Raw genomic sequence first — 19,865 nt, 5'->3', positions numbered from 1 at the left:
GCCGTGCCTCAAGTCCTGGAATAGGCGTCCAACCCCCCAGGAGGCACGGCCCTCCGGCCGTTCATTCGTCGCGGATCAGACCGCGATGGCGACCTCCGCCAGGCCGCCCTTCTGGGCGACGACCTTGCGGTCGGCGGTGCCGCCGGGGACCAGGGCGCGGACGGTCCAGGTGCCCTCGGCCGCGTAGAAGCGGAACTGGCCGGTGGCGGAGGTCGGAACCTCGGCCGTGAACTCGCCGGTCGAGTCCAGGAGGCGGACGTAACCGGTGACGGGCTCGCCGTCCTTGGTCACGAAGCCCTGGATCGTGGTCTCACCGGGCTTGATCGTCGAGGCGTCGGGGCCGCCGGGCTGCGCTCCACACATGTCGTTCTGTCCTTACGGTCGAGGGGTCCGGAGAAGGGGAGGGTCCGGAGGATTACTTGTTGGCGCCGAGCTCGATCGGCACGCCGACGAGGGAGCCGTACTCGGTCCAGGAGCCGTCGTAGTTCTTGACGTTCGGGACCTCGAGCAGCTCGTGCAGGACGAACCAGGTCAGCGCGGAGCGCTCGCCGATGCGGCAGTACGCGATGGTGTCCTTCGCCAGGTCGACCTGCTCGTCCTCGTAGAGGGCCTTGAGCTCGTCGTCCGACTTGAAGGTGCCGTCGTCGTTGGCGTTCTTCGACCACGGGATGTTGCGGGCGCTCGGCACGTGACCGGGGCGCTGCGACTGCTCCTGCGGGAGGTGCGCCGGGGCGAGCAGCTTGCCGGAGAACTCGTCGGGCGAGCGGACGTCGACCAGGTTCTGGGCGCCGATCGCGGCCACGACGTCGTCGCGGAAGGCGCGGATCGAGGCGTCCTGGGCCTTGGCCTTGTACTCGGTGGCCGGGCGGGCCGGCACCTCGGCGACGAGGTCGCGGGAGTCGAGCTCCCACTTCTTGCGGCCGCCGTCGAGGAGCTTGACGTCCTGGTGACCGTAGAGCTTGAAGTACCAGTAGGCGTAGGAGGCGAACCAGTTGTTGTTGCCGCCGTAGAGGACGACCGTGGTGTCGTTCGCGATGCCCTTGGCCGAGAGGAGCTTCTCGAAGCCCTCCTGGTCGATGAAGTCGCGGCGGACCGGGTCCTGCAGGTCCTTGGTCCAGTCGATGCGGATGGCGTTGCGGATGTGGTTCTTCTCGTAGGCCGAGGTGTCCTCGTCGACCTCGACGATGGCCACCTGCGGGTTGTCGAGGTTGGCCTCGACCCAGTCCGCGTCGACCAGGACGTCGCTGCGAGCCATGCTGTTCTCCTCCGGGGCAGTGTGCGGGGGTGTGCTGCGGTGGTGCGGGTGTGGTGCGGTACGCGTCGTCGCGGCGTACGGACAGCGGACGTGCGTACGGCTCTGCACAGGGCGGCCCCGACGTCAGTCAACGGGCCTCAGGGATACGGGAGTTGGCGTCCCGCTCAGACTGAGCGACAGAGCATGGCGGCGACGCGGCACAGGTCTACTGCCCGCCGCTTCGTGAGATCCGCCTGTCGCTTCATGCCCTCGATCGTAGGGACGGACAGGCGGCCGTGTCACCGGTGTGTCGTATTTTGAGACGCGATCGTCCGAGATGCGAGACGTGATCTCGGTACGAGTCGGCTGCGGACGCCTCCGGGACGAGGTGTCCGCTTCGCCATCTGCGGATCGGACGGCCGTGTCTCAGCATGTGAAAAACGGCCCCGGAACGGGCGGTGCTCAGCCCGCCAGGACGACGTCCTTGCCGGTCACCATGACCGCCAGGCCGTCCGGGCGCGGCTCGACCTTCTCCACCTTCATGCCGGCGATCAGGCCGATCGGGCGCTCGAAGTCGGTGCGGGCCCGGACCAGGTCCTCCAGGCCCGGGATGCCGCCGCCCGGCACCTCGTCGGCGCGGACCTTGATGGTGTCCCCGTTCACGACGGTGACCGTGGAGAGGACCGAGCGGGTCAGGCTGCGGCCCATGATCTTCACGCTGCCGGTGACCTTCACCTTGCCGTTCCCGCCGTAGGCGACGGTGGCCTCGCGGTCGGAGGCGGCGGTGAGGTCCGCGTACGAGATGAGGGCCGTGCCGCTCGCGGAACCCGCCTTCGCGCCCGCCCAGTCGCCGGTCACGGCCACGTCCCGCAGGGCCACGGTCAGCTCGCCGACCCGGATGTCCTTGTCGCCCGCCGTCGCCGTGACGCCGGTCGCCTTCACGTCGACCTCGTCGAACCGCTTGTCGGCGACCTGGGTGAGGAACGGGAAGCCCTTGATGTCGACCTCGATGGAGTCGCTCTTCGCGGCCGAGAGCTTCACCCGGCTCGACGCCTCCGACTCGGCGTACGACACGGCCAGCCGGTCGATCCCGACGAGGACCCCGCCCAGCACGACGGCCACGATCAACAGAATCCGCAGTGCTCGCATGGGCTGAGCGTCCCCCCGTTTTCGTTCCACCAAAAGTTCCGGCCCCCCGACACGAAGATCGACGTGTCGGGGGGCCGGTTGGTTCCCGTGCCCGAACCGGCGGCGGTACGGACAGAGGTACGGGCCGCAGGTCAGGCCAGGGCGCGGCCCAGCAGGTAGACGGCGGGCGCGGCGGCGGTGAGCGGCAGCGCGACGCCCGCGGTCATGTGCACGAAGCGCGAGGGGTAGTCGTAGCTGGCGGCCCGCAGGCCGACCAGCGCACAGACCCCGACGCCGAGGCCGAGGAGCGCCCCGGAGGTGCCCAGCTCGGTGAGGCCGCCCGCCGCGATCCCGGCGCCCGCCGCGGCGAGCAGCGCGGCGATCAGGGAGACCGGTCCGGGCAGCGGCAGCGCCCGGGCGAGGACGGTGGCGGCGACCGCGATCCCGCCGACGACCACCGCGTCCGGGGCGGCGCCGAGATGCCCGGTGGCGACGACGGTCAGGGCGGCGGAGGCGATGGTGGCCATCAGGCCGTACATGCGCTCGTCGGGGTCGGCGTGGCTGCGCAGCTGGAGGACGAGGCAGAGCAGCACCCAGACGCCGAGCGTGCCCAGGATCGCGGCGGCCGCGTGCTCGCGGCCGGTGGCGAGGAGGGCGGCGTCGGCGACGAGGCCGCCGAGGAAGGCCAGGGCGATGCCCTGCCGGGCGGGCCACATGCCGTTGAGCCGGAACCAGCCGGCGGCGGTGAGGCCCTGGAGCAGGACGAGCGGGACGAGCAGCCCGTACGAGCCGAGGGAGGCGCCGCCGGCGAGCAGCAGGCCGAGGACGGCGGTGAGGGCGGCCGGCTGCATCCCGGGCTCGATGATCGGCGAGCGGCCTTCGGCGCGGGCGCGCTGGGCGTCGGTGATGCGGGCGTTCCCCGAGGTGGTGGGCGAGGAGTAGACGGGCCCGGCCTCCGGAGCCGGAGCGGGGACCGGCGCGGCCGGGGGCGCGGCCACGGGCTCCACGTAGTACGCCTGCTCGTGCGGCTGCTGGTACGGCTGCTGCTGGTACGCCTCCTGAGCCCCGTGGCTCACGGGGGCCTGCGCCTGGGCGGCCCGGATCTGCTCGTACGAGACGGCCGGCTGGTACGAGGTGTCCCAGGTCTGGCCCTCCCACGTCTGCGTGACGTCGGCGGGGTTCTGGGGCCCGTTCGCGTTGGCGTCGGCGTACGGGTCGTACTGCTGCCCGCCGTAGTACTGGTCGTTGCTCATGCTCTGGGGTTCACCCTCCTGCGAACGGGGGGAGCACCTCGACCGTGCCGCCCTCGGCAAGCCGTACCGTCTCATGGCTCCGGGTCCCGACGGGGTCGCCGTCGACCAGGAACGAGCACCGCTTGAGCACCTGGACGAGCTCGCCCGGGTGCTTCGCGCGGGCGGCGTCGAGGGCCTCGGCCAGGGTCCCGGCGGTGTACGGCTCCTCGGCGACACCGGCGGCGGCCTTGGCCGCGGCCCAGTAGCGGATGGTTCCCGCTGCCATAGCGGCGCTCCCTTCGTTCGTGTGCGCGCCGCCCCCCATCATGGGCTATGCGCGCGTGGGCCCGTTCCAGGGCGGGGTGCGCGTGAGCCGCCCCGTCCCCGCGCGCGTGAGCCGGTCCTGCCCTACGCGCGTGAGCCGGTCCTGCCCTACGCGCGTGAGCCGGTCCTGCCCTACGCGCGTGAGCCGGTCCTGCCCTACGCGCGCGTGAGCCAGTCGCCGAGGCGGGCGAGCAGCTTCTCGTCGGCGGCGTTCTCGGCGTGGCCCATGCCGGGCTCCAGCCAGAGTTCCGCCGCACCCGCGGCGGCCAGCATCCGCGGGTGGTCGAGCGGGAAGTACGGGTCCCGGTCGCCGTGCACGATGAGGAGCGGGGTCGGCGCGATCAGCGGGACCGCCTCCACGGGAGACAGGGGCACGGGGTCCCAGGCCCTGCTGTCGATCCGGGTGCCGAGTCCGTACCGCCCGACGAGCCGGCCCGCCGGCCGGGTGACCACCCAGTGGACGCGGCGCATCGGGGCCGTACCCCGGTAGTACCAGCGGGCGGGCGCGGACACGGCGGCGACCGCTTCGGCGCGGCCCTCCGTCCCCCGCTCCAGGGCCGCGTGGCGCAGGACGACGGAGCCGCCCATGGAGAAGCCGACCGTCGCCACGCGCGCGTGGCCGAGCTCACGGGCCCAGCGGACGGCCGCGGTCAGATCGAGGACCTCCCGGTCGCCGACGGTGGAGCGGCCACCCGAGCGGCCGTGCCCGCGGAAGGAGAAGGTGACGACGGCCGCGCCGCGCTCCGCGAGGGCGTGGGCGGCGCGCCGGACGGCGGGCCGGTCGGCCGACCCGGTGAAGCCGTGGGCGAGGACGACCGCCGTATCGGTGACACTTGCCCGTGAGGGTTCGTAAACCGCCTCGATCCGGACACCGTCATCGGTACGCAGCATTGACCGTATGGGACGGGAAGTGAGCGAGGAAACATCCAGGATGTGAAATCGACCCTCTGCCTCGGAACTCATGTGGGCTATTCTGCTTGCCAGAGGATCCGGGCAACGCAGCCCCCGGGTCCTTTTGTGTTTTCCGACCGTTGTTACGGACGGATGAACAAAAGCTCTCAGGGCGCGAGAGCGACACGTGAGCACACATAGACGTCCTCGCAGGGACCGAGGAGGAACCGACGTCATGGACGAGCGAACGACGACGACGCACGACGGACCGACGACGCACGGCGTACCGACGACCGAAGAAGGTGCGGCGCGATGAGTTCACTGCTGCTCCTGACCAACGCCCTCCAGCCGTCGACCGAGGTGCTTCCGGCACTCGGCCTGCTGCTGCACAACGTGCGCGTGGCCCCCGCCGAGGGCCCCGCGCTCGTCGACACCCCCGGCGCGGACGTGATCCTCGTCGACGGCCGGCGGGACCTCCCGCAGGTCCGCTCGCTCTGCCAGCTGCTGCGCTCCACGGGGCCCGGCTGTCCGCTGATCCTCGTCGTCACGGAGGGCGGTCTCGCGGCCGTCACCGCCGACTGGGGCATCGACGACGTCCTCCTCGACACGGCGGGGCCCGCCGAGGTCGAGGCGCGGCTCCGGCTGGCGATGGGCCGCCAGCAGATCGTCTCGGACGACTCCCCGATGGAGATCCGCAACGGCGACCTGTCGGTCGACGAGGCGACGTACAGCGCGAAGCTGAAGGGCCGGGTCCTGGACCTGACCTTCAAGGAGTTCGAGCTGCTCAAGTACCTGGCCCAGCATCCGGGCCGGGTCTTCACCCGCGCGCAGCTCCTGCAGGAGGTGTGGGGGTACGACTACTTCGGCGGCACCCGTACGGTCGACGTCCACGTACGGCGGCTGCGGGCCAAGCTCGGCCCCGAGCACGAGTCGCTCATCGGCACCGTCCGGAACGTCGGCTACCGCTTCGTCACGCCCGAGAAGGTGGAGCGGGCGGCCGAGGAGGCCCGCAAGGAGGAGGCCCGTACGAGCGCCCGCGTCAAGGGAGCCACGGAGGCCGTCACCCTGTCGGAGGACAGGAACGTGGCAGATGCCACAGTGCGACCTGCCGGTAGGTAGGTCCCCCCGCGTAGACTGCCGCGCGTGGCCAAGGTGACGCGGGATGACGTAGCGCGACTTGCAGGTACTTCTACCGCGGTCGTGAGCTACGTCATCAACAACGGACCCAGGCCGGTCGCCCCGGCCACGCGCGAGCGTGTCCTCGCCGCCATCAAGGAGCTGGGCTACCGGCCCGACCGGGTGGCCCAGGCGATGGCCTCGCGGCGCACCGACCTCATAGGCATGATCGTCCCGGACGCCCGGCAGCCGTTCTTCGCCGAGATGGCGCACGCGGTCGAGCAGGCCGCCGCCGAGCGCGGAAAGATGGTCCTCGTCGGGAACTCCGACTACCGGACCGAGCGCGAGGTCCACTATCTGCGGGCCTTCCTCGGGATGCGGGTCTCCGGGCTGATCCTGGTCAGCCAGGGCATGAGCGAGCAGGCCGCGAGCGAGATCGAGGCCTGGGACGCGCGCGTGGTGCTGCTGCACGAGCGGCCCGAGGCGATCGACGACGTGGCCGTCGTGACCGACGACATCGGCGGCGCCCAGCTCGCCACCCGGCACCTCCTGGAGCACGGCCACCCGTACGTGGCGTGCCTCGGCGGCATCCCGAACACCCCGGCCGTCGGCGACCCCGTCGCGGACCACGAGGAGGGCTGGCGGCGGGCCATGCTGGAAGCGGGCCTCTCGATCGAGGGCCGGCTCTTCCAGGCGCCGTACAACCGCTACGACGCCTACCAGGTCGCGCTGAAGCTGCTGTCCGGACCCGACCGGCCGCCGGCCATCTTCTGCTCCACCGACGACCAGGCCTTCGGTGTCCTCCGCGCCGCCCGCGAGCTGCGCATCGAGGTGCCGACGGAGCTGGCGGTCGCGGGCTTCGACGACGTGAAGGAGGCGGCGCTCACCGATCCGCCGCTGACCACGGTCTCCTCTGACCGCCCCGCGATGGCCCGGGCGGCCGTGGACCTGGTCCTCGACGACTCGATCCGCGTGGCGGGCTCGCGCCGCGAGCGGGTGAAGCTCTTCCCGTCGGCCCTGGTCGTCCGCCGCTCCTGCGGCTGCCACGAGTAGGCCCGCGAGACCGCCCTTCGAGACCCGTCTTTATACGGGACATACAGGGTTCTGTCGGGCTTCTCAGCCGCTCCTCAGACGGTTTTCATGTACGGCTCCGAGAGTCATTGCCATGACGGACTTCCAGGAGCAGCAGCCGCAGCAGCCGTACTACCCGCCGAGGCCGCCGTACGAGCCGACGCAGCCGACGCGGGCCCCGTACGAGCAGACGCAGCAGACGCAGCCGACGCGGGCCTACGAGCAGACGCAGCAGACGCACGCCCCGTACGAGTCGACCCGGCCGATCACCACCGAGCCGGGCACGACCATCTGGCCCTCGGGCGGTCACGTGCCGCCGCCGGTGGACCCGCCCCTCGTCGCCACCGTCCCCGCCCCCGTCCCCTCGCCGCGCCGCCGCGCCAAGCGCGGGGTCGGGCTCATGGCGGCCGTCGCCATCGCGGCCGCGGCGGTCGGCGGCGGCACGGCGACGCTCGTGCAGCAGCTCACCTCCGACCCGGTCGCGACCGCCTCCTCCCCCGTCGTGAGCGGCACCAACGTCTCCACCGGAAGCAAGGGCACGGTCGCCGGGGTCGCCGAGGCGGTCTCCCCCTCCATCGTGGAGATCGCCGCGACCTCGACCTCCGGCAAGTCCACCGGCTCGGGCGTGATCATCACCTCCGACGGCGAGATCGTCACCAACAACCACGTGATCTCCGGCGCCTCCTCTGTCACCGTCCAGCTCAGCGACGGCAAGACGTACGAGGCCGAGGTCGTCGGCACGGACCCCGACAAGGACCTCGCCCTGATCAAGCTCAAGGGCGCCTCCGGGCTCAAGGCCGCCACGCTCGGCGACTCCTCGAAGGTGAAGGTCGGCGAGGAGGTCGTCGCGATCGGCTCCCCCGAGGGCCTGACCGGCACCGTCACCAGCGGCATCGTCTCCGCGCTCGACCGGGACGTGACCGTCGCCAAGGACGACAGCGGCCAGGACCAGCAGCAGGAACAGCAGCAGTACGACCCCCGGCAGGGCTGGCCGTTCGAGTTCGGCGGACAGCAGTTCAACGGCGACACCGGCTCGTCGAAGACCACGTACAAGGCGATCCAGACCGACGCCTCGCTCAATCCCGGGAATTCCGGCGGCGCGTTGATCAATATGAACGGCGAGATCATCGGAATCAATTCGGCCATGTATTCGCCCAGTTCTTCGAGCGGCTCCACCGCCGGAAGCGTCGGCCTCGGATTCGCGATCCCGGTCGACACCGTGAAGGCCGACCTGGACAGCCTCCGCTCGGGCGGCGACAACTGAACACGTGGGACGCTGCCCCCATGACGAGACAGCCCATGGGACAGCAGAACGAAGCCGAGCGCATCCTCATCGTCGACGACGAGCCCGCCGTGCGGGAGGCCCTGCGCCGCAGCCTCGCCTTCGAGGGGTACGCGACGAAGGACGCCGTCGACGGCCTCGACGCGCTCGCCGCGATGGAGTCGTACGCCCCCGATCTCGTCGTCCTCGACGTCCAGATGCCCCGCATGGACGGGCTCACGGCGGCCCGCCGGATCCGGGCCGCCGGCTCGACCGTGCCGATCCTCATGCTCACCGCCCGCGACACGGTCGGCGACCGGGTCACCGGCCTCGACGCCGGCGCGGACGACTACCTGGTGAAGCCCTTCGAGCTGGACGAGCTGTTCGCCCGCATCCGGGCCCTGCTCCGCCGCAGCTCCTACGCCGCCGCGACCGCCGCCGCCCCCGCCGAGGACGACGTCCTGGCCTTCGAGGACCTGCGGATGAACCTGGCCACCCGCGAGGTGACCCGGGGCGGGCGGACCGTGGAGCTGACCCGGACCGAGTTCACCCTCCTGGAGATGTTCCTCGCGCACCCGCGCCAGGTCCTGACCCGGGAGCAGATCCTGAAGGCCGTGTGGGGCTTCGACTTCGAACCCAGTTCCAACTCGCTGGACGTGTACGTGATGTATCTGCGGCGCAAGACCGAGGCCGGCGGCGAACCGCGCCTCGTCCACACCGTACGGGGCGTGGGCTACGCGCTGCGGGGAGGAGGCGGGGAGTGACGGGCCCCCTGAGGAAACCGCTGGCCTGGTTCCGCTCGCGGCCGCTGCGCTCGCGGCTCGCGCTGCTGACCGCGGCCGCGGTGGCGTTCGCGGTGGCGGCCGTGTCGCTGGCGTGCTGGTTCGTGACGCGGGCGCAGCTGGAGGCCGAGCTGGACTCCTCGCTGCGGAGCACGCGGCTGAACGAGAACGGCGTGCAGCAACTGCTCACGATGTGCCGCCAGGGCACGACGCCGCCGCCGGTGGGCTCGTACACGGTGCAGGTGATCCTCGCCGACGGCAGCGTGTGCACCTCCGGCCAGGCCGCGATCCCGGTCGGCGCCGCCGACCTCGCGGTGGCCCGGAACCAGCTGGACGACGCCCTGCACACGGTGAAGGACGACTCCGGGCGCGAGATGCGGGTCTACACGTACCGGCAGGACGGGCCGATCGGGCTCGCCGTCTCCCTCGCCCGCCCCCTCTCCGAGATCGACAACTCGATGTCCACGCTCCGCTGGGTGCTGCTCCTGGTCTCCGGGATCGGTGTCGTCGGCGCGGGCGCGGCCGGTCTGTGGGTCGCGCGGACCGGTCTGGAGCCGGTGAACCGACTGACGGACGCGGTCGAGCACGTCGCCGCGACCGAGGACCTGACCGTCCGCATCCCGGTGGAGGGCGAGGACGAGATCGCCCGCCTGTCCCGCTCGTTCAACGCGATGACGGCGGCGCTCGCGAGCTCCCGGGACCGGCAGGCGCAGCTCATCGCGGACGCGGGTCACGAGCTGCGGACGCCGCTGACCTCCCTCCGTACCAACGTCGAACTGCTCGCGCGCAGCGAGGAGACCGGCCGGGCGATCCCGCCGGACGACCGGCGGGCCCTGATGGCCTCGGTGAAGGCGCAGATGACGGAGCTGGCCGCGCTCATCGGCGACCTCCAGGAGCTGGCCCGCCCGGACGCGGTGCAGCCGGGTCCGCTGGAAGTGGTGCCGCTGCACACGATCCTGCGGAACGCCCTGGACCGGGCGCGGCTGCGGGGCCCGGAACTCACGTTCGTCACGGACCTGGCGCCCTGGTACGTACGGGCGGAGACGCCGGCGCTCGAACGGGCCCTGGTGAACGTCCTGGACAACGCGGTGAAGTTCTCGCCGCCCCGGGGCACGGTCGAGGTGACCCTGATGCGGGGCGAGCTGACCGTCCGCGACCAGGGCCCCGGCATCGCCCCGGAGGAACTCCCGCACGTCTTCGACCGCTTCTGGCGCTCCCCGTCGGCCCGCAGCCTGCCGGGCTCGGGCCTCGGCCTGTCGATCGTGGCGCGTACGGTGCAGCAGGCGGGCGGCACGGTGTCGCTCGCCGCGGCGGAGGGCGGCGGCACGGTGGCCACGCTCCGGCTGCCGGGGGCCCCGACGCCGCCGCCGGAGCTGTGAAAACGGGTTCGCCGTCGGGCGGCCCGCGGTCCAGAGTGGGCGCATGGACGACCACGGTCTGAACCCCGACGGAACGATTGCGCGCGAGGGCGCCCTGGACCGCGTGCCGGCGGAGTTCGCGCCGGTCGTCGAGGCGGCGCGGGCCCGGATCTCGGAGGCGTTCGGCCCGGACCGGCTGCACAGCGCGTACCTGTACGGGAGCGTGCCCCGGGGCACGGCGGTGGCCGGCGTCTCCGACCTGGACGTGCAGCTGGCGCTGCACGGGGAGCCCACGGAGGCGGACCGCGCCGCCGCGCGGGAGGCGGAGGCGGCGCTCGACCGGGAGCTGCCGCAGATCGACGGGGCCGGGATCCTGCTGAGCAGCACCGGGACGCTCCTCAGCGCGCTGGAACGCCACGACCTGGGCTTCTTCGTGGCCTGCCTGTGCACCCCGCTCCTGGGCCCCGACCTGGCCGCCGAGCTGCCCCCGTACCGCCCCACGTCCCTCGTCGCGCGCGAGACGAACGGCGACCTGGCGCTGCTCCTGCCGGGCTGGCGGGCCCGCGCGGCCGAGGGCACGGACCTCCGGCTGCTCGGCCGGAACGTCGGCCGCCGCCTGGTCCGTACGGGCTTCACCCTGGTCATGCCGCGGTGGGGCGGCTGGACGAGCGACCTGGACCGTTCGGCGGCGGTCTTCGGCGGCTTCTACCCGGAGCGGGCGGAGCAGATGCGCCTGGCGGTGACGGCCGGCAGGTCACCCTCCCCGGATCCGGAGGTCCTGGATCTGCTCATCGGGGACCTGGCCCCGTGGCTGGCGGCCGAGTACACCGCCGTGCACGGCGTGAAGGCTCCGCGTTAGTTGTGCCGGAGGAGGGCCTCGACGAGCCCGGCCCGGGTGTTGGGGAAGTCCATGGGCACGATCCCGAGCCCGGTCTTCCCGGCGAGCTCGGCGCTGTCGAGGAAGCCGTGCACCCAGGGGTTCAGCCGGTCGGAGTTCCAGCGGGGCGGGAGGTAGGCGGAGGTGCTGACGAAGTTCACGTAGAGCCGGCCGGGCTGGGAGACGGCGGCGCGGAAGTGGGCCTGGATCTTGGGGTACTTGGCGTCGGGGAGGGCGTTCCAGTCGTCCTGGACGGCGAAGACGGCGGGGTCGGCCCACCGGAGTCCGGGCAGCCCGCCGTTGTCGGCGAGGAGCACGACCCGCCCGCGGGCCTCGCCGAGCAGCGGCAGAGCGTCCCCGATCCGGAAGAGGGACCGCCAGCCCCGCCGGTCGAGGTAGTCGTCGAAGACGGAGCGGAAGACGGCGTCGGACTCCTCGGAGTACTCCTGCTTGACCCGCATGAGGACGGTCTCGGAGGGGTGTGCGGCGAGGAAGTCGCGGCAGGCGACGAGGACGTCCCCGAACATCATGTTCTGGTAGGAGGCGCCGTGGTGGATGGCGAACGACCCGCCGGTCACCCGGCACCGCACGTCCAGGAACCGGACACCGCTGTCCAGCTGCTGGGCGATGGTGGTGTTCTGGCACTCGCTCCAGGCCCCGCCGAACCGGGCCCCGGAGTCATGGGTCCCTGGGATGGTCAGCCGCCGCAGATCGGTCCCGTCCCCGTGCACCCCCATCCACGCGCGCGCGTCCACGGCCGAGGCGGCGGGCGCTCCCACGAACAGAGCGGCTCCGGCGCCCGCGGCCCCCACGAGGAATCGTCGTCGGTCCATGAACCCGGACTATGACAGGTCCACAACAACACCACCAGAGCGCGAACACGACAGAAGGGGCGGCGGTCCGCCGAAGCGGTACCGCCGCCCCCTGTGGACCCTACGGGGTCACTTGGTCACGGTGAATCCACACCACGGCGTCCAGTCCGAGGCCTGGTTGCCGCCGATGGTGCGCAGCCGGAACTGGTACGCGCCCGGCTTCAGTTCATCCGCGCCGAGAGCGAGGTTGAAGACCATGCCGTTCGGCCAGATCTTCTCGGTCTTGGTGATGAGCGCGGCCTCGCCGGGCCTGCCGACCTCGAACGTGGCCTTCAGGGAGTGGTAGCTCCTGTTCTTGCCCGCGTCCTTGCCGAACTTCACGGGCGAGGCGGCGAGCGCCCCGCCGCTCGCGCCCGAGATCACCGGTGCCGGGCCGTTCTCGCAGAACTGTGCCTGCTCGTAGGGTCCGGCGAAGACCCGGAGGGTTCCCGGCACGGTGGGCTCGACCTGCGATCCCGTCGCGTTCGTCGCGCTGACGACCGCGACGGAGACGAGCGCGGCGACCACACCGGCGGTCGCGCCGATGCGTCGGAGGTGCTTTCTGTTCACGGGAGGACCATCCTTTCCGGGACTAGCGCGGGGCGTAGTAGAGGTGCGTGGAGCCGTCGTAGCCGTTCGCGCATCCGTAGGAGTTCCAGATGAGCTGGTTGTAGACGTTCTCCGCCCCGTAGTCGTCGCAGTAGTACCAGGAGGCGTGGGCGCCGTCGTAGAAGTTCCCGACGGACGTGGCACCCATGGGCTTGATCAGCCACTGCTTGCCCACCGTGGCGACGCTGGTGCTGCCGTACACGGGTGTCTTGTCGCTGTAACTCGTGGGGCCGTACGAGTTGTTGAGGATCTGGCCGGCGGCCTTTCGGCCCGTCGCGACGCCGAGGTCGCCGTCCCACTGGTAGTGCACCCCGAGGTAGACCCGGCTCCGGGCGTTCTCGGTGGCCGCCGCGCTGAAGTTGGCGAAGGTACGGGTGACCCCGACCGCGTGCGGGTCCTCGGTGGTGCCGGTGAAGGAGATGTCGTCCGTGCCGAAGAACTGCTTCATCGACTCGGCCCAGGCTCCGGCGAAGGTCGCGTGCCCGGAGACGTACGCGGGGAACGGCGGGCTGAAGTGGTTCCCGGCCGCGTCGGCCGAGAGCGGCTGCCAGGAGCTGTTCTGCACGGTGTCCGGGTTGCCGTCCGAATCCGCCAGCCTGACGGCGCTCTCGGGCCGCCACAGATCGATGGCGGTCTGGTACTTCTGGTCCCAGGCGGAGATCCCCGCGTCCGCCATCGCGCCCGCGATCAGCGCGAAGAGCTGGACGTTGGCGATCTGGTCGAGTCCGCGCTGCGTGGAGACGATCCGGGTGTGGGTGAAGAGCTGACCCGGCGGCTTGTAGGTGCCGTTCAGGTCGTTGGCCCAGAACCATGCGATCTGCGTCTGCTCCGGGGTCCGCGTCGTGCTGTTGGCGGCGCCGAGCTCGGCGACCTCCTTGAACTGGGCCGTGTAGGCCGGGCTCTTCAGCAGCTCGGGCATCGTCGCGATCCCGGCGGGCGGCTGCGGACGCAGGTCGGCCGCCGTGGTCTTGGTGTGCGTCCACGGGTAGTCGCCGTAGTCGACGAACTTCTTGACCTTGCCCCAGTTCGGATCCGCCGCGGGACCGGAGCCCGTCGGCCGCCACTGGCCGGGTGCGGTGCTCGGGGTGTACGGCGTGGTGTCCTGCGATCCGTCACCGGTGCGGCGGGCGATCATCGCCGCGGCGGCCTTCTCGCCGACGCTCTTGCCCTCGGTGGTGGTGGCGTCGACCGGCTCGCCCGTGCGGGCCGCCGTGAGGTACGGAGTGAAGTCCAGCGCGGGGAAGGTGGACTTGAGGACGTTGTAGGCGGCGTGGTCCAGGGCCGCGTCGACGTTGGGGGCGACGCCGGCCTTCACGCTGATGCCGGGGGTGTAGAGCGCCCCGATGCAGTTCTCCGGCTTGAATCCGCCGCTGCTGTGACATCGGCTTGCGTTCGCGGCGTCGTACATGGCCAGATGCATCATGGCCCCGGCCCGTGCGAGGGGGCCAGGGGAGCCGCCCACGGCGACGTAGGCGTCGAGCAGCACGTCGTTCCAGTACAGGGCCCGGTCGCCCACGGTCGAACTGGCGTACGCGGGAGTCGATACGCCCGCGGATGCCAGTAACAGGGCCAGGACGACGACGATGGAGCGTCCGACGGGATGTCTCACGGTCTTGCCCCTCCAGAGATCACATAAGTTGATCGTGCACTGACAAGATCACCAGCAGCATAGGGGCGTCCTCCGCCCGGGTCCCGGGTTCGGAGTGAAATGCCCGTGAACCATGCGGCCCGCTCCGGGGGTCGGCTTTCGTGCAGGACGCACGGGACCCCGCCGGCCCTGACGGCCCGGCGGGGTCCCTGCGCTGCGCCCGGAGGCCGGTTACGGCTTGGGGGGGTTCACCACGGTGATGCGGTCCGCCGCCGGCACCTGGAGCGGGGCCGCCGCCGAGGAGTGGGCCGCCAGGTAGCCGTTGAAGAGGTCGAGGTCCGAGGCGCCGACCAGCTTGTTGGTGCCGGTCGCCAGGGCCGCGAAACCGTCGCCGCCGCCCGCGAGGAACTCGTTCATCGCGACGCGGTAGGTCTTCGACGGGTCGATCGCCTCGCCGTTCAGCTTGATCGTGCCGTCGACGACGCGGTCCGCGCCCGTCTTGGTCATGTCGAGGGTGTAGGTCAGACCCCTGGAGACCTGGAGAATCTTCACCGACTTCAGGTTCGAGCCGCTGACCTGCTGCTTGAGCGCGGTGATGAGGTTCGCGCCGGTCAGGTCGACCACGTTCATCATGTTGGTGAAGGGCTGGACCGTGAAGGACTCACGATAGGTCACCACGCCGTCACCCTCGGCGCCGGACGCCTTGTAGACGAGGTCGCTGCGGATGCCGCCCGGATTCATCAGGGCCAGCTGCGCGCCGCCCTTGTCGGCCGGCGCGAGGCCCTCCAGCTGTGCGTCGGCGATCACGTCGCCGAGCGGCTTCTCGTACGCCGTGGAGCCGCGGCCGTTGATGTCGGCGGCGATCCAGCCCTGCGGACGGTTGGCGATCGGGGCCGCCAGCGTGTTCCAGTCCTGGATGAGCTCGGTCATGTCGTCGGCCTTCGGCACGTCGCGCGAGACGACGTGGTTGGCCGAGGCGACCGCGGTGCGCACGATGTCCTTGGTGGCGCGGTCGTAGGTCAGCGTGGTGTCCGTGTACAGCTTGCCGATCGAGGACGCCGAGGTGACCAGGCGCGGGTTGCCCGCCGGGTCCGGGATGCTGCACACGTACGCCTGGTGGGTGTGGCCGGTGACCAGCGCGTCGACCTGCGGCGAGACGTTCTTGGCGATGTCGACGATCGCGCCGGACACGCCCTCGCCGTCCCCGTCGCCGTCCCCGTCACAGTTGTAGTTGAACGCGTCCGAGGCCGGCATGCCGCCCTCGTGGACCAGGGCGACGATGGACTTGACGCCCTTGCGCTCCAGGATCTTGGTGTACTTGTTGATCGTCTCGACCTCGTCACCGAACTTGAGGCCCTTGACGCCCGCGGCGGTGACGACGTTCGGGGTGCCTTCCAGGGTCACACCGATGAAGCCGATCCGGACGCCGTCCTTCTCCCAGATGAAGGTGGGGTCGAGGATCGGCTTGCCCGTCTTCTCGTCCGTCACGTTGGCCGCGAGGTACGGGAAGTCCGCGCCCTGGAAGGTCTTGCCGTCGACGTAGCAGCCGTCGGTCGGGTGACAGCCGCCGTTCTGCATCCGGGCCAGCTCGCGCGCGCCCTCGTCGAACTCGTGGTTGCCGACCGAGGTGACGTCGAGGTCCAGCTCGTTGAGCGCCTCGATGGTGGGCTCGTCGTGGAAGAGACCGGACAGGAGCGGCGAGGCGCCGATCATGTCACCGGCGGCGGCGGTGATGGAGTAACGGTTCCCCTGACGGGCCTGGCGCAGGTGCGTGGCCAGGTACTCGACGCCGCCCGCGTCGATCTTCTCGGTGGTGCCGTCCTCCTTGACCCGGATGACCTGCCCGGACGAACCGGCCGGCGGCTCCAGGTTGCCGTGCAGGTCGTTGAAGGACAGCAGCTGGACGTCGACCATCCGGCCCCATCCCTTGCCGTTCGTCCCCTGCCCGGCGGCGTACTCGTCCCCGGCCGCACCGGCCGACGGCATCGCGGCGACGAGCGCCCCGACGGTCACAAGTCCCGCCCCGGCGGCGAGAATTCGCCGTGCCGTCTTGTTCTTCCTCGGTGTCGCTGCCATCTCTCCCCTAGTCCCCTTGCCCCGTTTCGCGGCCTTGATCTACTCCCCCGTTGCGCGTGCAGCCTAGAGTCAACGCGCGTAGCGCAACAGGGGGTGGCTGGTTACAAGACAGTTGCCGATGGCTGACGAGGTGTCGCCGTAGGCTCGTAACCATGACTTCCGACACGGCACCGGCCCTCGAACCGGGACGGCAGATCCACACGTATGACGAGCTCACGCCCGAGCAGATCCAGGACGTACTGGAGCTGCTCGAGGCCGCCGACCACGCCGACGGCCTGCACGCCGTGTCCGAGCAGGGACGGCTGTACCTGCGCCACGGCCGGCGCGAGGGCGTGCGCCACTTCCTCCTCACCGTCGGCTCCCACCTCTACGGCTACGCCCAGCTGGAGGAGACCGACCCGATCGAGGCCCCGGCCGCCGAGCTGGTCGTCCACCCCTCCCACCGGGGGCGCGGCCACGGCCGGGCGCTCGGCACCGCCCTGCTCTCCGCCTCCGGCAAGCGGCTGCGGGTCTGGGCGCACGGCGGCAAGTCGGCGGCCCGGCACCTCGCCCAGGTCCTCGGCCTGACGCTCTTCCGCGAGCTGCGCCAGCTGCGCCGGCCCCTGGTGCCGCTCGACATCCCGGAGCCGGTGCTGCCCGAGGGCGTCACCGTCCGGACCTTCACGCCCGGAGTCGACGACGCGGCCTGGCTCGCCGTCAACGCCGCCGCGTTCGCGCACCACCCGGAGCAGGGCTCGCTCACGCAGCGGGACCTGGACGACCGGATCGCCGAGCCGTGGTTCGACCCGAAGGGCTTCTTCCTGGCGGAGAAGGACGGTCGCCTGATCGGCTTCCACTGGACGAAGACGCACGCCGAGGAGCAGCTCGGCGAGGTGTACGTGGTGGGCATCCTGCCGGACGCCCAGGGCGGCGGCCTCGGCAAGGCGCTGACCGCGATCGGCCTGCGGCACCTGGCGGCGCAGGGACTGCCGACGGCGATGCTGTACGTGGACGCGGACAACACGGCGGCGGTGACGGTGTACGAGCGGCTCGGGTTCACGACGCACGAGGTGGACCTGATGTACCGCACGGAGTCCTAAGTCCCTCCGGGAAGGGGGCGGTTGACACCGCCCCCTTCTTTCCACCACCCTTTCACTACTTGATTAGTGAAAGGGTGGTGGAAGGGATCGTGGTCGAGTACCGCATCGACCGGCGCAGTGGCGTCGCCACCTACCTCCAGATCGTCCAGCAGACGAAACAGGCCCTCCGGATGGGCCTCCTGGAGCCGGGCGACCGACTGCCCACCGCACGCGAGGTCGTCGAAGCGACGGCCATCAACCCCAACACGGTCCTCAAGGCCTACCGAGAGCTCGAACGCGAAGGCCTCGTCGAGGCCCGCCGAGGCCTCGGCACCTTCGTCCGCGCCACCCTCGGCACCGGCCCCGCCGACTCACCGCTCCGCGGCGAACTCACCGACTGGGCCCGCCGCGCACGCGCCGCGGGCCTGGAGAGGGAGGACGTGGCCGCGCTCTTCACATCCGTACTGAAGGAACACTTCGAGGGGGACGAATGACCGACCCGGTCATCGAGGCCGAGGACCTCGGCCTGCATTACCGACGGCGTGGCGGGGCCTGGGCCCTGAAGGACTGCACATTCGCCCTGCCTGCCGGCCGGGTCGTCGCCGTCGTCGGCCCCAACGGGGCGGGCAAATCGACTCTCCTCACGCTGGCCGCAGGCCTGTTGCGGCCCACGGAGGGCCGGATCACGGCACCCGCACGGGACCGGCTCGCGTACGTCGCCCAGGACAAGCCCTTGTACGGGCAGCTCACCGTCGCCGAGACGCTGCGACTGGGACGCGAGCTCAACCCGGACCGCTGGGACCCGGCCGTCGCCGAGAGCGTCGTCGCAGCCGGCCCCCTGCCCGGGAACGCCCGGGTCCGCTCCCTCTCCGGCGGGCAGCGCACGCGCCTCGCGCTCGCCCTGGCCCTCGGCAAGCGGCCCGAGGTCCTGCTCCTCGACGAACCGATGGCGGACCTCGACCCGCTCGCCCGGCACGAACTCATGGGCGCCCTCATGGCTGACGCCGCCGAACACGGCACGACCGTCGTCATGTCGTCGCACATCCTCACCGAGCTGGAAGGCGCCTGCGACCACCTGCTCCTGGTGCAGAACGGCCGGATCCGCCTCGACGGCGCGATAGACGACCTGCTCGCCTCGCACACCCTGCTGACCGGCCCCGTCGCCGATCTCGCACCGCACACCGTCGTCGACTCCCGCACGACGGGTCGTCAGCTCACGGCGCTGGTACGCAAGGAGGGCCCGGTCGAAGGCCCATGGCAAGCGGCCGAGCCCTCCCTGGAGGAGCTCCTCCTCGCCCACCTCCGCGCATCCCGCACCCCGGAAGGAGCCTCCGCATGACCGCCCTCGCCCTCAAGGGCCCGCACTGGGTGACGACCCGCCAGCACCGACGGGCGCTGTGGTGGTCGCTCGCCCTCGCGGCCGTCGCGGCGGTGGTGATGGTCACCTCACGCATGTGGTCCGACAGCGCCGTGGCCGCGCTGCGGGCGGCAGGCTGCGCCGCCGACAGCGTGGACAGGTCCTGCTTCCAGAGCTCTCGCGACTACGCGGACGACCAGTGGTTCGCCCGCAACCTCCTCACGTACGCCGCCCTGGGCATGCTCGTCCTCCCCGGCCTGCTCGGGGCATTCGTCGCGGGCCCGATGCTCGCCCGCGAACTGGAATCCGGAACGTACAAGCTGGCGTGGACGCAAGCCGTCAGCCCGGCGCGCTGGCTGGCTGCCAAGGTCGCCGTCCCGGCCGCCCTCACCCTCGTGGTCGTCACCCTGCTCAGCCTGGTCTTCTACTGGTCCTGGTCGACAGGCCCCACCAACGACTTCCCCACGTACTGGTACGAGCCGACGATGTTCGTGTCGTTCGGCACCGTGCCGGTGGCGCACGCCCTCCTGGGGCTGGCCCTGGGTACGGTCGTCGGCCTCCTCGTCCGGCGCACCGTCGTCGCGATGGGCGTCGCCGCTCTGGTCATCGGGGTGGCCCTGGCGGCCCTCGCCAGGCTGCGCGACGGCCTCTGGCCGATCCAGACCCTGACCGGCAAGGATCTGTCGCCCCGAGGTGTCGTCTGGCAGCTGGACCATGGCATGCTCACGGCATCCGGCGAGCGCCTGTCCTGGTCCGACTGCTTCGTGACCCAGCCGCAGAACGCCGGACAGTGCATGACCGACCGGGGCGGGGTCGTCGACTTCATCGACGTCCACCCCCACGCGCACTACTGGCCTCTCCAGCTCGTCGAGACCGGCATCTGCCTCGCCCTCGCCGCCCTCGCCCTCTTCGCCGCCTTCCGCGTCCTGCGCACCCGACACCCGTAAGGACGAACCGGGGGCAGGGGCCCGACAAGGGCCCCGCCCCCGATTCCCGTACGACATGTCGTCGTTACCGGCCATTCAGACGCGCTTGCGACGCTCACGCAATGA

At 71.3% G+C, this 19,865-nt stretch carries 21 protein-coding genes; 10 read left to right on the top strand and 11 right to left on the bottom strand.

The genetic code is table 11. The features are described 5' to 3' along the window. Positions 1 to 75: 75 nt before the first annotated feature. From ACF07V_RS31875 to ACF07V_RS31845, 7 genes are all read right to left on the bottom strand, one after another. The gene (locus ACF07V_RS31875; protein ID WP_030220952.1) at positions 76 to 363 is read right to left on the bottom strand and encodes a DUF1416 domain-containing protein; all 288 of its coding nucleotides are present in this window, start codon (positions 361 to 363) and stop codon (positions 76 to 78) included. Positions 364 to 415: 52 nt separating this feature from the next. Beyond that, on the bottom strand, positions 416 to 1,255 hold the full coding sequence (locus ACF07V_RS31870) for a sulfurtransferase (protein ID WP_189806763.1): 840 nt from the start codon (positions 1,253 to 1,255) through the stop codon (positions 416 to 418). A 164-nt stretch (positions 1,256 to 1,419) separates the two neighbouring features. Beyond that, a complete protein-coding gene (locus ACF07V_RS31865) occupies positions 1,420 to 1,500 on the bottom strand; it encodes a putative leader peptide (RefSeq protein ID WP_350497993.1) in 81 nt (26 codons plus the stop codon). A 196-nt stretch (positions 1,501 to 1,696) separates the two neighbouring features. Next, complete coding sequence (locus ACF07V_RS31860; RefSeq protein ID WP_392159166.1) at positions 1,697 to 2,383, bottom strand: DUF2993 domain-containing protein; 687 nt, start codon at positions 2,381 to 2,383, stop codon at positions 1,697 to 1,699. Positions 2,384 to 2,514: 131 nt separating this feature from the next. Then, entirely contained in the window at positions 2,515 to 3,615 is a 1,101-nt protein-coding gene (locus ACF07V_RS31855) for a hypothetical protein (RefSeq protein ID WP_392159165.1), read from the bottom strand. Between the two features lie 10 nt (positions 3,616 to 3,625). Then, positions 3,626 to 3,880, bottom strand: a complete 255-nt coding sequence (locus tag ACF07V_RS31850; RefSeq protein ID WP_389236980.1) for a MoaD/ThiS family protein — start codon at positions 3,878 to 3,880, stop codon at positions 3,626 to 3,628. Positions 3,881 to 4,074: 194 nt separating this feature from the next. Beyond that, the gene (locus tag ACF07V_RS31845) at positions 4,075 to 4,881 is read right to left on the bottom strand and encodes an alpha/beta hydrolase (RefSeq protein WP_392159164.1); all 807 of its coding nucleotides are present in this window, start codon (positions 4,879 to 4,881) and stop codon (positions 4,075 to 4,077) included. Between the two features lie 240 nt (positions 4,882 to 5,121). Here ACF07V_RS31845 and ACF07V_RS31840 point away from each other — a divergent pair, with 240 nt between their 5' ends. From ACF07V_RS31840 to ACF07V_RS31815, 6 genes are all read left to right on the top strand, one after another. Beyond that, positions 5,122 to 5,928: a response regulator transcription factor gene (locus ACF07V_RS31840; RefSeq protein WP_392159163.1), complete on the top strand. Its 807-nt coding sequence runs from the start codon at positions 5,122 to 5,124 to the stop codon at positions 5,926 to 5,928. Between the two features lie 24 nt (positions 5,929 to 5,952). Further along, complete coding sequence (locus ACF07V_RS31835) at positions 5,953 to 6,978, top strand: LacI family DNA-binding transcriptional regulator (protein ID WP_392159162.1); 1,026 nt, start codon at positions 5,953 to 5,955, stop codon at positions 6,976 to 6,978. Between the two features lie 112 nt (positions 6,979 to 7,090). Then, complete coding sequence (locus ACF07V_RS31830) at positions 7,091 to 8,260, top strand: S1C family serine protease (protein WP_392159161.1); 1,170 nt, start codon at positions 7,091 to 7,093, stop codon at positions 8,258 to 8,260. Positions 8,261 to 8,295: 35 nt separating this feature from the next. Beyond that, complete coding sequence (locus tag ACF07V_RS31825; RefSeq protein ID WP_392159293.1) at positions 8,296 to 9,021, top strand: response regulator transcription factor; 726 nt, start codon at positions 8,296 to 8,298, stop codon at positions 9,019 to 9,021. Beyond that, a complete protein-coding gene (locus ACF07V_RS31820) occupies positions 9,018 to 10,418 on the top strand; it encodes a sensor histidine kinase (RefSeq protein WP_392159160.1) in 1,401 nt (466 codons plus the stop codon). Before ACF07V_RS31825 ends, ACF07V_RS31820 begins: the two co-directional genes overlap by 4 nt. Before the next feature lie 43 nt (positions 10,419 to 10,461). Beyond that, complete coding sequence (locus tag ACF07V_RS31815; RefSeq protein WP_392159159.1) at positions 10,462 to 11,256, top strand: nucleotidyltransferase; 795 nt, start codon at positions 10,462 to 10,464, stop codon at positions 11,254 to 11,256. On the opposite strand, the gene ACF07V_RS31810 is transcribed toward ACF07V_RS31815, so the two are convergent. From ACF07V_RS31810 to ACF07V_RS31795, 4 genes are all read right to left on the bottom strand, one after another. Continuing rightward, complete coding sequence (locus ACF07V_RS31810; protein WP_392159158.1) at positions 11,253 to 12,107, bottom strand: phosphatidylinositol-specific phospholipase C; 855 nt, start codon at positions 12,105 to 12,107, stop codon at positions 11,253 to 11,255. The two genes, ACF07V_RS31815 and ACF07V_RS31810, sit on opposite strands and share 4 nt — an antisense overlap. A 108-nt stretch (positions 12,108 to 12,215) precedes the next feature. Beyond that, positions 12,216 to 12,695: a hypothetical protein gene (locus tag ACF07V_RS31805; protein ID WP_392159157.1), complete on the bottom strand. Its 480-nt coding sequence runs from the start codon at positions 12,693 to 12,695 to the stop codon at positions 12,216 to 12,218. A 22-nt stretch (positions 12,696 to 12,717) separates the two neighbouring features. Further along, on the bottom strand, positions 12,718 to 14,343 hold the full coding sequence (locus ACF07V_RS31800) for a vanadium-dependent haloperoxidase (protein ID WP_392159156.1): 1,626 nt from the start codon (positions 14,341 to 14,343) through the stop codon (positions 12,718 to 12,720). A gap of 210 nt (positions 14,344 to 14,553) precedes the next feature. Then, positions 14,554 to 16,398: a bifunctional metallophosphatase/5'-nucleotidase gene (locus ACF07V_RS31795; protein ID WP_392159155.1), complete on the bottom strand. Its 1,845-nt coding sequence runs from the start codon at positions 16,396 to 16,398 to the stop codon at positions 14,554 to 14,556. Positions 16,399 to 16,550: 152 nt separating this feature from the next. Between ACF07V_RS31795 and mshD the strand changes: the two genes are divergently transcribed. From mshD to ACF07V_RS31775, 4 genes are all read left to right on the top strand, one after another. After that, the gene (gene mshD / locus ACF07V_RS31790; RefSeq protein WP_392159154.1) at positions 16,551 to 17,477 is read left to right on the top strand and encodes a mycothiol synthase; all 927 of its coding nucleotides are present in this window, start codon (positions 16,551 to 16,553) and stop codon (positions 17,475 to 17,477) included. An 89-nt stretch (positions 17,478 to 17,566) separates the two neighbouring features. Continuing rightward, entirely contained in the window at positions 17,567 to 17,950 is a 384-nt protein-coding gene (locus ACF07V_RS31785; protein ID WP_030693659.1) for a GntR family transcriptional regulator, read from the top strand. Then, positions 17,947 to 18,795 carry an ABC transporter ATP-binding protein gene (locus ACF07V_RS31780; RefSeq protein WP_392159153.1) on the top strand — a complete coding sequence of 283 codons (849 nt, stop codon included), beginning with the start codon at positions 17,947 to 17,949 and terminating at the stop codon, positions 18,793 to 18,795. The genes ACF07V_RS31785 and ACF07V_RS31780 overlap by 4 nt, the downstream gene beginning before the upstream one ends. After that, the gene (locus ACF07V_RS31775) at positions 18,792 to 19,760 is read left to right on the top strand and encodes a hypothetical protein (protein ID WP_392159152.1); all 969 of its coding nucleotides are present in this window, start codon (positions 18,792 to 18,794) and stop codon (positions 19,758 to 19,760) included. The genes ACF07V_RS31780 and ACF07V_RS31775 overlap by 4 nt, the downstream gene beginning before the upstream one ends. Positions 19,761 to 19,865 lie beyond the last annotated feature (105 nt).

The sequence above is a fragment of the Streptomyces sp. NPDC015661 genome (assembly GCF_043077765.1).
Lineage (GTDB): Bacteria > Actinomycetota > Actinomycetes > Streptomycetales > Streptomycetaceae > Streptomyces.
The sequence above is the reverse complement of the archived record's forward strand: the minus strand, read 5'-3'. Positions and strand labels throughout refer to the sequence as shown.